This is a genomic window from Bifidobacterium moukalabense DSM 27321, assembly GCF_000522505.1.
Taxonomy (GTDB): Bacteria; Actinomycetota; Actinomycetes; order Actinomycetales; family Bifidobacteriaceae; genus Bifidobacterium; species Bifidobacterium moukalabense.
The window spans coordinates 160,136-173,316 of record NZ_AZMV01000001.1 but is presented as its reverse complement, the minus strand read 5'-3'; the positions used below and the strand labels follow the sequence as shown (position 1 = coordinate 173,316).

8 protein-coding genes and 2 pseudogenes are annotated in these 13,181 nt (G+C 61.1%); 8 read left to right on the top strand and 2 right to left on the bottom strand.

The annotated features are described in order from the left end of the window. Window positions 1-97: 97 nt before the first annotated feature. Both miaB and miaA read left to right on the top strand, forming a co-directional pair. The gene (miaB, locus tag BMOU_RS00710; protein WP_034873807.1) at window positions 98-1,552 is read left to right on the top strand and encodes a tRNA (N6-isopentenyl adenosine(37)-C2)-methylthiotransferase MiaB; all 1,455 of its coding nucleotides are present in this window, start codon (window positions 98-100) and stop codon (window positions 1,550-1,552) included. Continuing rightward, on the top strand, window positions 1,536-2,540 hold the full coding sequence (gene miaA, locus BMOU_RS00705) for a tRNA (adenosine(37)-N6)-dimethylallyltransferase MiaA (protein WP_034873806.1): 1,005 nt from the start codon (window positions 1,536-1,538) through the stop codon (window positions 2,538-2,540). The genes miaB and miaA overlap by 17 nt, the downstream gene beginning before the upstream one ends. 9 nt (window positions 2,541-2,549) lie before the next feature. Here the strand turns inward: miaA and BMOU_RS00700 are convergent, their stop codons facing one another. Next, a complete protein-coding gene (locus BMOU_RS00700; protein WP_034873805.1) occupies window positions 2,550-3,341 on the bottom strand; it encodes a Fic/DOC family protein in 792 nt (263 codons plus the stop codon). A gap of 115 nt (window positions 3,342-3,456) precedes the next feature. Continuing rightward, window positions 3,457-6,531 (bottom strand): glycosyl hydrolase, encoded by a 3,075-nt coding sequence (locus tag BMOU_RS00695; RefSeq protein WP_034873804.1) that lies wholly within the window; start codon window positions 6,529-6,531, stop codon window positions 3,457-3,459. Window positions 6,532-6,795: 264 nt separating this feature from the next. Between BMOU_RS00695 and BMOU_RS00690 the strand changes: the two genes are divergently transcribed. The 6 genes and pseudogenes from BMOU_RS00690 to recA all read left to right on the top strand — a co-directional run bounded on the left by BMOU_RS00690 (window position 6,796) and on the right by recA (window position 13,179). Continuing rightward, the gene (locus BMOU_RS00690; protein ID WP_034874406.1) at window positions 6,796-9,570 is read left to right on the top strand and encodes an FtsK/SpoIIIE family DNA translocase; all 2,775 of its coding nucleotides are present in this window, start codon (window positions 6,796-6,798) and stop codon (window positions 9,568-9,570) included. A gap of 39 nt (window positions 9,571-9,609) precedes the next feature. Further along, window positions 9,610-10,269: a CDP-diacylglycerol--glycerol-3-phosphate 3-phosphatidyltransferase gene (pgsA, locus tag BMOU_RS00685; RefSeq protein WP_034873803.1), complete on the top strand. Its 660-nt coding sequence runs from the start codon at window positions 9,610-9,612 to the stop codon at window positions 10,267-10,269. Window positions 10,270-10,274: 5 nt separating this feature from the next. Further along, window positions 10,275-10,841 carry a CinA family protein gene (locus BMOU_RS00680; protein ID WP_034873802.1) on the top strand — a complete coding sequence of 189 codons (567 nt, stop codon included), beginning with the start codon at window positions 10,275-10,277 and terminating at the stop codon, window positions 10,839-10,841. Window positions 10,842-10,901: 60 nt separating this feature from the next. Next, window positions 10,902-11,393, top strand: a pseudogene (locus BMOU_RS00675) (helix-turn-helix domain-containing protein); the annotation flags it as partial. A gap of 127 nt (window positions 11,394-11,520) precedes the next feature. Continuing rightward, window positions 11,521-11,755: pseudogene (locus BMOU_RS10810) on the top strand (DUF3046 domain-containing protein). 260 nt (window positions 11,756-12,015) lie between these two features. Further along, window positions 12,016-13,179: a recombinase RecA gene (gene recA, locus BMOU_RS00670; RefSeq protein WP_034873801.1), complete on the top strand. Its 1,164-nt coding sequence runs from the start codon at window positions 12,016-12,018 to the stop codon at window positions 13,177-13,179. Window positions 13,180-13,181 lie beyond the last annotated feature (2 nt).

Genomic DNA, 13,181 nt, shown 5'->3' with positions numbered 1-13,181 from the left:
GAAAACCCGGGGAGGCGCCCTCGTATTCACGTAATCGCCATGATTTCCGTCGCCGTCCGCCGGTCTCTGGGCGGCCCTGCCGATAGCATGGTGCGTTATGAATGAAGACATGATGACCGAGGCGGAGCGTGCCTCGAAACTGGCTGAACCGGCCGCCGATACAGCCCCCGTGCGAGGGAAGGGCGTGTTCTATGTGCATACGCTCGGATGCCAGATGAACGTGCATGATTCCGAGCGCATCGCGGGTGTGCTCGAGCAGGCCGGCTATGTTCCGGCCACTGAGGAACAGTACATGGATCACGATGTGGACCTGATCGTCATGAACACGTGTGCGGTGCGGGAGAACGCCGCCGAACGCATGTACGGCACCATCGGCCTGTGGGCCGAGATGAAGCGCGAACGCCCGAACCTGCAGATTGCCGTCGGTGGGTGCATGGCCCAGCTCGATCGTGAGAAGATCGCCAGGAAGGCCCCGTGGGTCGACGCCGTGTTCGGCACGAAGAACATCGGCTCCCTGCCCCAGCTGCTCGATCAGGCGCGTATCCAAGGGCATGCGCAGGTCAAGGTCGAGGAGGAGCTGAATTACTTCCCGAGCCAGCTGCCTACCGACCGTGCCTCAAAGGTGTCGAGCTGGGTGGCCATCTCCGTGGGCTGCAACAACACGTGCACCTTCTGCATCGTGCCGACTACGCGCGGCAAGGAGCATGATCGCCGTCCGGGCGACATCCTCGCCGAAATCCGCCAGTGCGTCGACGAAGGCGCCAAGGAGGTCACGCTGCTCGGGCAGAACGTGAACTCCTTCGGCTACGGCATCGGCGATCGCTTCGCCTTTTCCAAGCTGTTGCGCGCCTGCGGCGAAATCGAGGGCCTGGAACGTGTGCGCTTCACCTCACCGCACCCGGCGGCCTTTACCGACGATGTGATCGCCGCCATGGCCGAAACGCCCAATGTCATGCATCAGCTGCATTTCCCGTTGCAGTCCGGTTCCGACAGGATCCTGCGCGCGATGCGCCGCTCCTACCGTTCCGCGAAGTTCCTGGATATCCTGCGCAGGATTCGTGAGGCCATGCCGGACGCGCAGATCTCCACCGACATCATCGTCGGATTTCCCGGCGAGACGGAGGAGGATTTCCAGGAGACCCTGCGTGTGGTCGAAGAGGCGCGGTTCTCGTCCGCGTTCACGTTCATCTACTCACCGCGTCCCGGTACGCCGGCCGCCGAGATGGAACAGGTTCCGCATGATGTGGTTCAGGATCGTTTCGAGCGTCTTGTCGCGCTGCAGGAGCGTATCACCGAAGAGGACCTCAAGACCTTCGAAGGCCGTGATGTCGAGGTGATGGTCACCGGCGTGCCCGGCAGGAAGGATGCCGCCACCCATCGTGTGACCGGCCGTGAGAAGACCGGCGTGCTCGTGCATGTCGGCATTCCGGAAGGCGAGTCGATGCCGCAGGTGGGCGATGTCGTGACCGCCACCGTCACCCATGCGGGTCGGCACAATCTCATTGCCGACCCCGACCCGAAGGCAGGTCAGACCTATGCCGTCCGTCACTGAGGGGAGAGCACGGCGTGTGGTCTCCATCGTGGGGCCCACCGCATCCGGCAAGACGGGACTCGGCATCGCCATCGCCAAGGCGTTGGCGGCCAAGGGCGAAAAGGCCGAAATCGTCAACGCCGACGCCTACCAGATGTACAAGGGCATGGATATCGGCACCGCCAAGGCCAGCGCGGAGGAGCAGGCCCAGGTCAGGCATCATCTCATCGACATCATCGAGCCGGATGATGCCATGTCGGTGGCGCGGTTCCAAGAGTTGGCGCGCAGGAAAATCGCCGAATTGCAGGATAGGGGAGTGCGTCCGATTCTGGTTGGCGGCTCCGGCCTGTACGCACGCGCCGCAATCGACGACATCTCGTTCCCCGGCACCGACCCGAACGTGCGTGAAAGACTGGAGGAACGTGAGCAAACGGAGGGCGCCGGCGTGCTCTTCGATGAGCTTAGGGCCAAGGACCCGGAAGCGGCGGCCCACATGGATCCGCACAATCCGCGCCGCACCATCCGTGCGCTGGAAGTGATCGAAGTGACCGGGCGTCCATATTCGGCAAGCCTGCCACATTACCGATATGTGATTCCCACCGTGCAGATCGGCCTTGACCTGCCGCGCGAGGAATTGGACCGTCGCATCGATATCCGCACCAAGCGGATGCTGGAGGACGGGTTCATCGAGGAGGTGGAGCGGATCCGCCCGCGACTTGGCATCACCGCCGCCAAGGCGCTTGGCTACCAGCAGGTCGTCGACTATCTGGATGGTCTTCGCGATCTGAACGACACGTTCATGGACATCGCGCAGAAAACGAAGCGTCTTGCCCGTAAGCAGATGGGCTGGTTCGGCCGTGATCCACGCATCCATTGGCTTCAGGCGTTGAACCCCGCCGTACTCGACAATGCGATGGCCATCATCGAGCATGCGGACGCCGGCGACTACGACGCCATCGACGCACAGGCCGACGCCTACACCCAGCATCATCTCGGCGATATCGGCTGAGCGGGGCGGTCAGTGCGCCGGGCCCTGATCCCATCCGGCGATCAGAAACACGCGCGTCGGATTCGCCGGCCGTACTATCGCCTCGAACATGCGCGCGAATGCGATGATCTTGCCTTGGTAGGCCTGATGCTTGGCCTCGCGATACGCTTCGCGCGTCACCGGACCCCAATCGAGATCCCATCCGGCGTCATGCGCCAAGCGTGAGGCGAACATGCGCAGCACCATCGCGTTGCCGCCCTTGAACGGATGCAGATAGCCGAGCTCGTCATAGATCTTGGCAAGTCTTCGAATGAACTCGTCACGGTCCAGGCAGGTCAGATTATGCTGTTCCGCCAGCTCGGTGGAGATGTTCATCGCACCCGTCTCGATCAGCGAGGCGGGGAAGAATGCCTCCGGATCCTTGGCGCGGGCCCTGTCGTCACTGCGCTCACGTGTGGTGTTCGAGGTGCGTAGTTTGCCGGCATCGTCGAACACGCCTGTGAACAGACCGTTGTGGATGGCGATCAGTTCGCTCAGATCCCCGGTCGTCTTCCAACCGCGTTCCGCCAGTAGCACGTTCCTTGCGAACAGGCTTGAGGCATGGTCCGCGGCGGTATCGTCCAGGGAGCCATCCGCCAAACGGTAACGGCTGATGTGCGAGCTTGCCTCATCATCGGCGATTTCGATCAGGCGCGCCACATCGATGGAGCCGTGTTCATAGTCGGCCGCGGCCCGCATCGTTGCGGAACCCGGCGTCATTGCTTCCAGTGCGCAGTTCTTCAGAGCAAATGCGACTGCGCTCGCACGTTCTGCGGGAGTCATATTCCCGATGATAGCGCGAACTGCGTGAAGCTTACGCCAGGCATGGCAAAAGCCCTCCATGGAATCATGGAGGGCTTGGGCGGCTCACGCCGTCATGTCGCGTTGAAAGGGTCGCCTAGCGTTGTCCGGCTTCTCCCTTCCGCGTGAGAACGATGAACGCGGTGCAGCCTCCCAGCAGCAGCACGGCCATCGCGGCGACGACGTAGACTATGCCGGAACCTGTGCTCGACAGGTTTTCGGATGCCGTCTTCTTGGCGGCGGATTTCGCCGCATCGGACGTTCTCTTGCCGGACTGCGCGGAGGGGTCGGCCGAAGTGCCGTTGCCGCTTCCGTCGTTGCCGTCGTTGCCGTCGTTGCCGTCGTTGCCGGTGTCTGCGGTATCGGACGGATCGTCGGCGATCGGGCAGGTCGACGGATCCTGATTGGCGATGTCGGCGGAGGTGTCCTTGACGTCGTCCCCTGCTTCGTCCTGCTTCATATCCCCGTCGGTAGCGTCCTTCGTGGCCTCGGTATCGGTGGAGGGGCCGTCTGAGGGGACCACTTGGATGTCGGCGATGGCGAAGTCGATGCCGGTGCTTTCGTCGTTCCACTTGTTGGACGCGAACACCAGCTCCTTGATGGAGGTCAGGTCGTCATCGGTCATGGAGTTGCCCTTGTCGGCGTCGTCGGGCCAGGTCTGGGTCAACGAGCCATTGCCGACCAGCGGAATTTCGATCTGTTTCCAGCCTTCGAAATCGAGCTTGATGTCGTAATGGAAGTACTTGCCCTCCATGGTGCCGATCTGCAGTCCGATGGCGTTGTTGGAGCCGTCGCCGCGGACCTGCAACTTCAGCGTGCCTTCGCCGGACCAGTTCTTGCCTCCCAGATACTGCGCCACGTCATACCAGCCGCCGTTGGCGAAATCATACGTGAATCGCAGTGCCTTGGAGCCGTCGGTCGGGCCGTCGGTCAAAGACAGCACCTCGGTGTGGTTGCGGTTGCCCCATGCGCTCCTGAGCTCCTGGTCATCCGCATACCCGGAGAAATCGTCGATGCTCTGCAGCTCGGCGTCACTCGGCGTGGACGGCGTCTCCTGCGGTGCATAGGCGTCGCGCTCGCCGTCCAGCCTGATGGAGTCGATCACCAGATCGCCGCTCGTCGGTCGGTCTCCGCCATTGCTGTTGATGTACAGCGCGAACGAGCCGACCTTGGACAGCAGTTCCTGCGAGAGCTTGGTGCCGGCATGGGAGGTGTCCCAGGAGGCCGGTGCGAAATCGCCGCCGTTGCCGTCGGCGTCACCGAAGTTCAGCGTCACCTCGTGGGTGTCGGTGGTGTCGATCTTCGGATACGCCTCGAAGGTGACTCCGCCGGCGTTGATCTGCACGACGAACTTGTGGTCGGAGCCGTCGGCCTTGAGCTTCATCGTCAGCTTGGAGAAGCCGGACCAATCCTGCTTCGGGGTGTAGGAGCGCTGGAAGCCGTTGTAGTCGCTGTCGTTGGCGAATACGTAGTGGAAATTGCCGGCCTTGGAACCCTCCAGACCGTCGGTCAGCGTGAGATTGGACTTCTCGGTGTGGTTGGGGGAGTATACGGACTGCAATTCCGCGTCGGAATCGTAGGTGTCGAAGGTCTCCACGTCTCCCACGACCGCTTCCGGCTTGGCGCCGAGTCTGACGGTTACGGAACCGTCGTCTTCCGCGGCGGCGAGCGTCTTGCCGTCCTTGGTCTTGACCTGTGCGGTCAGCGTGAGCTTGGACTGGTCGAGCTTGATGCCGGCCTCGTCGAGATCCAGCGTGCCGGTGAAATAGCCGTTGCAGGAATAGGTGAGTTTCACGCTCTGGCCCCGATCGGTGGTCACGACTGCGGATGCGGTGTCGAGCTGCGAATACCGCACGCCTTCGGTCTTGACGCGAATGGTGAGCTTCGTATCGGTTACGCGGTTGCCATTGACCGGAGTGACGATGCGTGCGCTGCCGGTTTGGGCTGCGGCTGTCGGAGCGTTCGAATAATCGACATTGTCGGCGGAAGCCATGAGGTTCGCGTTGCTGTTGGCGAAGTCCTGGAAGTCCTTCTCTCCGTCGGTGCCCTTCCATGGGGTGTACGACTGGAATCCGCTGCCGGATCCGCCGAAGTTGGCCCATGTCATCATGTAGGCGGTGTTCGGCACTTCCTTGGCCAAGGCGTCGGCGAGCTCGGCGAAGAACTTGGTGTCCTTGTTGTCGGTGCCGGATTCGGTGAACTTGCGGTCTCCGGAACGCCCGAATTCGGTGAATGCCACGATCTTGCCGCGGTTCGTTGCCTCGTTGCCGATCATCTTGAGGTCTTTGACCACGGTATTGATCCAGGCGTTCGAATCGTCCGCGGAGTTATCGGTGTCGTATTCGTCGTAGCCGAGCACGTCCACCCACTGGTCTCCCGGATAGGTTTCGAGATAGCCGTCGGCCTTGCCGTTGAAGGTGCCGCCGGGGGAGTACGCGTACAGCAGGTTGTGCACGCCCTTGACGTCGCGCAGATAGTCGACGATATAGCGGTACAGTTCCTTGTATTCGCTGGCGGAGGCGTGCGTGGCACCCCACCAGAACCAGCTGCCGTTGTTCTCGTGCAACGGGCGGAAGATGATCGGAATCAAGGTGCCGTCGCTGCGCTTGGCCTGCTGCGCGGTGGCTGCGATGGCGTCAAGCTCCTCGTTGAAGGTGCCGGAGTACTTGCCTCCCGGCAACAGCTCGGACGCAACGGCGGTGGTGTCGTTGAAGTCGCCGCCGGTGCCTGGGTTGTACCAGTGTGCGGATAGCGTCACGATGGCACCCTTGGCGTCGGCATCGACGATGTTCTGCGCCAGTACCTCGGCATTGGCTTGCTTGTCGGAACCGGAGCCCGGCTTCTCGGCGCCGCGTAGCGCGAGTCCGGCGTCCCAGCCGAATACGGCTGGATATTTGCCGGTCATCTCATATACATCGCCTTCTGAAGCGGTTGAGCTGATGTGTTCGTCGGTTGCATGCTGCTGGCCGAAGCGCAGGTCGCCCGCCTTGCTGTCGCGAAGCTTGGCGAACAGGGCGCGCGTCTCTGCGGTGGCGTTGACGTCGCTGATGTTCACGGTGTCGCTTGAAGATGTCGGATTGTCTTCTGCGGCAAGGGCTGGGAGGGAGCTCATACCAAGGATGGTAGAGGCCGCCACCACGGTCGCCAGCAGTCTTTTCGTTACTGTTCCCATGGGTTGTTCATCGTCTCCTTTGATCTTGTGGGCACGTACTCTGCATCGAGATAAACGTGCTGTTATCCACGCTAGCGACTGAACCGCTTAAGTGACAGCAGGAGTGTTTCAGTTGGTTTCAGTTGTTTTTTAGGAAAACCCACTTAAAAACACTTAACAATGTTATGTTCACTGAAATGTGATGTTCGGTTGAGTTAGAGATTGTGTTCGAATCGGAAGCAACGACATGATATGGGTGTGCCACTGGGTAAAATCATGACCGTTATGGCACGAACAGCATCTTCCAACGGACAGACAGGCGGTAAGGGATCCGCGCGCAAGGCACGCTCGGGTGATACCAAGGTCATGGATCCCGAGCAATCTCCCGCAGCGGGCATCCTTACCAAATACCGGCGCGACATCGCATGCTTCGTCATGGTGATTCTCGCCGTGCTCTTCTGTGCCTCCGAATGGTTCCGCGTGCAAGGTGTGTTCGGGCGTGCCCTGCATGCGCTGGCATCCGGCGCATTCGGCCTGATGAGCGTGGTATTGCCCGTATTCCTGGCCCTTGTGGTGTTCAGCCTCATGCGCAAATCCGAACGGCGTTCCGAAAATGCGCGCATGGCGCTTGGCTGGTTCATGATTCTCTGGTCGATATGTTCGATTCTCGATGCGGCCATGGCCTCGGATTCGCAAGCGTTCGACATGGCGCTGCTGCAGCGGTCCGGCGGCCTGCTCGGCTACGTATTGGGATGCCCCCTGGCATGGGGGCTTTCCAAAGTGTTCGCCATCATCATCTTCGTGGTGGTCATCCTCTTCTCGCTGTTGCTGATCACCCACACCCGTGTGACCGATATTCCCGATGGCCTGCGCATGATGGTCGACAGACTCGGCATCGGCTCGGGCAAGACGCATGCGAACGATGAGACCGAACAGTTCCCGAATGAGGTCCGTGTGGGTGACGCCACGCTCGCATTCGCGGAAGGCGTGCCCGCTCATGACGGCACCGATGCCGACGATGCCGATCAGGCGGCGCATGGCCTGTTCTCCAGAATGTCGCAGTGGTTCTCCTCACGTAGGCGAGGCAAGGGCGAACAGGGCGGGCTCGACCACTATGCCGGTGACGAAGCCTTCCTCAACGCCGCCTCCAGCCATGGCGAGGCCGCCGAAACCATGGTGCAGGATCCGTACCAGCCGGTCGGCGGTGCACGCACCATCTCCTCGATGGCGGGTCCTGCGGCTTCCTCCGCCGATGACGCCTCCGGCAATACCACGGCCATGACGCCATCGATGGCGGGCCGTTCCTTCCCATCCGAGCCGGTCGGCATGGCGGGTGGCGCCATGCCGACCGTAGCCGTGTCTGCGGACGGGGTCAAGCCGGTCGGCGCCGCTGCCGACGACCCGTGGGCCAGCATCGCCGAAGACGGCACGGCCAATGGCGATGCCGTGATGGTCGATGCCGCGACCGGCGAAATCGTGGACGACGTGGCCGGCTCGTATGGCGACGATGAAACGGAAACCGACGTTCCGGACGCCCCATACCATCTGCCTGATCTTGCCATGCTCAAAAAGGGCGTGCCGCATGCCGTGCACACGCCGGAGAACGACCGTGTGATCCGCGCCCTGACCGGCACCTTCCAACAGTTCAACGTGGACGCCAAGGTCATCGGCTTCCTGCGAGGCCCCTCCGTAACCATGTACGAGGTGGAGCTCGGCCCCGGCGTCAAAGTCGAGAAGGTCACCAACCTGCAGAAGAACATCGCCTATGCGGTGGCCAGCTCCGATGTGCGTATCCTGTCCGTGATCGAAGGCAAGTCGGCCATCGGCATCGAGATTCCGAACACCGACCGTGAAACCGTGGTGCTTGGCGACGTGCTACGCTCCGACAAGGCCATGAACGATCCGAACCCGATGCTCACCGGTGTCGGCAAGGACGTGGAGGGCCATTTCGTGACCGCCGATCTGACCAAGATGCCGCATCTGTTGGTGGCGGGCGCCACCGGTTCGGGTAAGTCGAGTTTCATCAACTCCATGCTCACTTCCGTGATCATGCGTTCCACGCCCGATCAGGTGCGTATGATCATGGTCGACCCCAAACGCGTGGAATTGTCAGCATATGCGGGAATCCCGCACCTGCTCACGCCGATCATCACCGATCCGAAGAAGGCCGCGCAGGCGCTCGAATGGGTGGTCAAGGAGATGGATGCCCGATACAGCGACCTCGAGTTCTTCGGGTTCCGCCATATCAAGGACTTCAATGCCGCCGTTCGCGCCGGCAAGGTACATGCGCCTGCCGGTTCCAAGCGCAAGGTGGCTCCATATCCGTATATTCTTGTGGTCGTCGACGAGATGGCCGACCTCATGATGGTCGCCAAGAACGACGTGGAAAGTTCCATCCAGCGCATCACCCAGCTGGCTCGAGCCGCGGGCGTGCACCTGGTGCTTGCCACCCAGCGCCCGTCCGTCGACGTGGTCACCGGTTTGATTAAGGCGAACATCCCGTCCCGGTTGGCCTTTGCGACCTCATCCGCCACCGATTCGCGAGTCATTCTCGATTCCACCGGTGCCGAGACGTTGATCGGCCAAGGTGACGCGCTGTTCCTGCCGATGGGTCAGGCCAAGCCGTTGCGCGTGCAGGGCGCATGGGTCGACGAATCCGAAATCCGCAGGGCCGTGGAATTCGTGCGCACCCAGCGCAAGCCCCACTATCGCGAGGACATCGAGGAGATGGCCAAGGAGGCCGAGAAGAAGGCCATCGAACCGGATGAGGACATCGGCGGCGACATGGACGTGCTCCTGCAGGCTGCGGAACTTGTGGTCACCACGCAATTCGGCTCCACCTCCATGCTGCAGCGCAAGTTGCGCGTCGGCTTCGCCAAGGCCGGCAGGCTTATGGACCTGCTCGAGTCACGTGGAGTGGTCGGTCCCTCCGAAGGTTCCAAGGCCCGGGAGGTGCTGGTGCAGCCGCAGGATCTGCCGTCCGTGCTCGCTTTCATCAGGGGAGAGACCTCATCCCTCACGGCGGGTGCGTCCCAGAAGGGCGAAGTCGACGGCATGTAGATGGTCGCAAGGTAGAAGTCTCGGGGTAACGTGAACGGTATGGAAAAGCAAGAAGAACATAAGTCATCACTGCTCGACGGTTGGAACGCGCCACCGAACCTCGTCACCTTCTCCAGAATCATCCTTGTGATCGTGTTTTTGGTGCTCTACGTCAAGGCCGGGGCCTGGGGCGCCGATAATATCGCCATGCGTTGGGCGGCGGCCGTCATCTTCATCATCGCCGCCGGCACCGATAAGCTCGATGGATGGATGGCGCGCAAGTACAATCAGGTCACCGAACTGGGCAAGCTCATGGACCCGATCGCCGACAAGCTGCTCACCTGCGGCACGTTGATCGTGGCGGCGGCGTTCAACGAATTCGGCAATCCGATTCTCGGTTGGGTGGTCACCGCCTTGTTCCTCATTCGCGAAATCGGCATCACCGTCATGCGTTTCTTCGTGATCGACACCGGCGGCAAGGTGATCGCGGCCTCACAAGCCGGCAAATACAAGACGTTGACGCAGTGCATCGGCCTGGCCATGCTCATGATGCCGATGTGGAAGCTGGCCGGCGACAGTCTCCAGCCGACCCCACTATGGATGACCGTCTACTACACCATCACCTACGCACTGATCTACCTGGCGCTTATTCTGTGTCTGTATTCCGGCGGCGAATACCTGGTGAACACCTTCGGTGGACGCAAGAGGGAATCCGAGTAACGGCCATGACCGCAAACGAACCGATGACGGCTGCGAGCCAGCACGCACGATGCGATGAGCTGGCCGCGGCCGTTCTTGCATATTGCGAGGATCATCATTTCGTGATCGCCGCAGCCGAATCGCTGACCGGAGGATTGCTGGCGGATGCCTTCGTACGCATCCCCGGCGCGTCGAAGGTGTTTCTCGGTTCCGTGGTGACTTACGACATTCGTGCCAAGTCGTCGATACTTGGCGTCGACGCCGGCCTGCTTGCCCGCGAGGGGGCGGTGCACCCCGAGGTCGCACGTCGGATGGCCGAGGCGGCTGCGGGTTTGTATGCGCAGCCGGAAGATGGCGATCGTGTCGTGGGATTGTCCACTACTGGCGTGGCCGGTCCCGGTCCGGATGGGGACAAGCCCGCAGGGCTCGTGTATATCGGTTTTTCCGTGCCCGACGGATTCGGTGGCGTTCGCTCTCGGCGTACAAATGTGTTTGAGTTGCGATTGCAAGGAACTCGTGAACAGGTAAGAATGGCTGTCGTGCAACGTGTTTTGCAAAAACTGAGCTCACTCTCAGCTATTTCACAGGAATAATTCCCGATGATGGGTGTTATCCACAGTGGACGTTTGAAAGCAACGAAAGGGGCAGGTGAAATGGAAGCGATGACACTCACCAAGGAACAGGCGGAACTCAAGAAGATGATCTCCGTTGCACAGCCTGGCACCGCTCGCATGAGGGAGCTCACCCCGGCCCAGCGTCGTGCGGTGATGTTCGCGCAGCAGCAGGTGATTCGCGCTCGTGCGGCCAAGAGGGCCAAGGATGAACGTCAGGCGGCATTGACCCGCATGTGGCAGGAAGAGGATACCGACCGAGTGCGCGTGCACGCCGTACCGCATGTGATGGAGGTCTCCGCGGAGGCCAAGGAGGTCTCCCTGCGTGAGGCGATTGGGCATGTGCTGCGCGATCTGCGCACCCGTGACCATAAGACGTTGCGTGAGGTCAGCGAAAAGGCCGGCGTCTCGCTCGGATATCTGTCCGAAGTCGAGCGCGGGCAGAAGGAGGCCAGCTCGGAGCTGCTCACCTCCATTGCGCAATCGCTTGGCTTGAACAGCTCGCAGATGCTGCGCATGGTCGCTGACTATCTCACTCCGTCGAGGCGTAAGGGTCCTTTGCCTTTCCCTCCGGCATGGAGGGAATCTACGCATATTCAGGTGTTCGGTGATGCCGGACACCTTTTTTTGTATGTGGTCCGGACTGTGTACACTGGGGCGCGTGCAGGAACGCGAATTTTGGCAGTTGCTTGAAGAGGTGCTCGGACGAAGCTATGGTCGGGCACTGGCCCATGACCAGAGTCTGACCGAGTTGCGCGGTATGACGGTGGTCGAGGCTCTGGACGCGGGGGGAGGAGCCTCGCGTGATCTGGAATGTGCTGTGCGATCAGATGAACATTCCGGATTCTGAACGGTGGGGCAGGGGTCACAATGCGCCTCCCATGCCCGTTCGTTGAGCGACGGCATGCGAAAACGCCAATTCGAACAGATGTTCGTATGGTGGGGTATAGTTATCCACAGATGTTCGACGGGACCTGGCCGGAGCACAAAGCGCAGATGCGGTGAAAACCATGCCGCGGCAATGTTCTTGGGCTGTCGTCGTGTCGGGGCATATGTCCTTCGACCACCATGGTCGTTCGGGCTTGCGCAGAGGAATCGTCGGGCTTTACGGTGAACGGAAAGATTCGCCATTGTTCTTGGAAGAAGGAGTGTAGCCATGGCACAGACGAATGCGGCGGCGAAAGGTGCCGCACAGAACCAAGCCGCCAACGGCATCGATCCCCGTCGCCAGGCCGCGCTGGAAACGGCGTTGGCGCAGGTCGAGAAAAGCTTCGGCAAGGGTTCGGCCATGCGTCTGGGGGATCGCCCGGAGCAGGACGTCGAAGTCATTCCGACCGGTTCGCTGGCTCTTGATATGGCATTGGGCATCGGAGGCCTGCCGAAGGGGCGCATAGTCGAAATCTACGGTCCGGAATCCTCCGGCAAGACCACGCTTGCGCTGCATGTCGTGGCCAATGCGCAGAAAAAGGGCGGTGTGGCCGCGTTCATCGACGCCGAACACGCGCTCGACCCGGTGTATGCCCGCAAACTGGGCGTTGACACCGACTCGCTGATCGTATCCCAACCCGATAACGGCGAGCAGGCGTTGGAGATCGCCGATATGCTGATTCGTTCCGGGGCGCTTGACGTCATCGTCATCGATTCCGTGGCCGCATTGGTGCCGAAGGCCGAAATCGAAGGCGAAATGGGTGACAGCCATGTTGGTCTGCAGGCAAGACTCATGAGCCAGGCCCTGCGCAAGATGACCGGCGCGTTGGCCCAGGCAGGCACCACGGCCATCTTCATCAACCAGCTGCGCGAGAAGATCGGTGTGTTCTTCGGCAATCCGGAGACCACCACCGGTGGCAAGGCGCTGAAGTTCTACGCCTCGGTGCGTATGGACATCCGACGCATACAGACCATCAAGAACGGTGACGAGGCCGTGGGCAACCGCACCAGGGTCAAAGTCGTAAAGAACAAGATGGCTCCGCCATTCAAATCCGCCGAATTCGACGTGCTCTACGGAGAGGGCATCTCCAAGGAGGGCTCCGTGCTCGACATGGCCTTGCAGGTCAACGTCGTCAAGAAATCCGGATCCTGGTTCACCTACGACGGTGACCAGCTTGGTCAGGGACGTGAGAACGTACGTCAATTCCTTAAGGACAATCCTGAGGTCACCGAAGAGATCGAAAACCGGGTGAAGGCCGCGTTCGGACTGATTGAACCGACCGATCAGTTCGCCGAGGACGGCGATGGGGGCGAGATCCCGGCGGGCGAAAACACCAAGGGTGAATCGGCGAAGACGGCAAAAGGTTCCAAGACAGCATCGGCCAAGGCTTGATG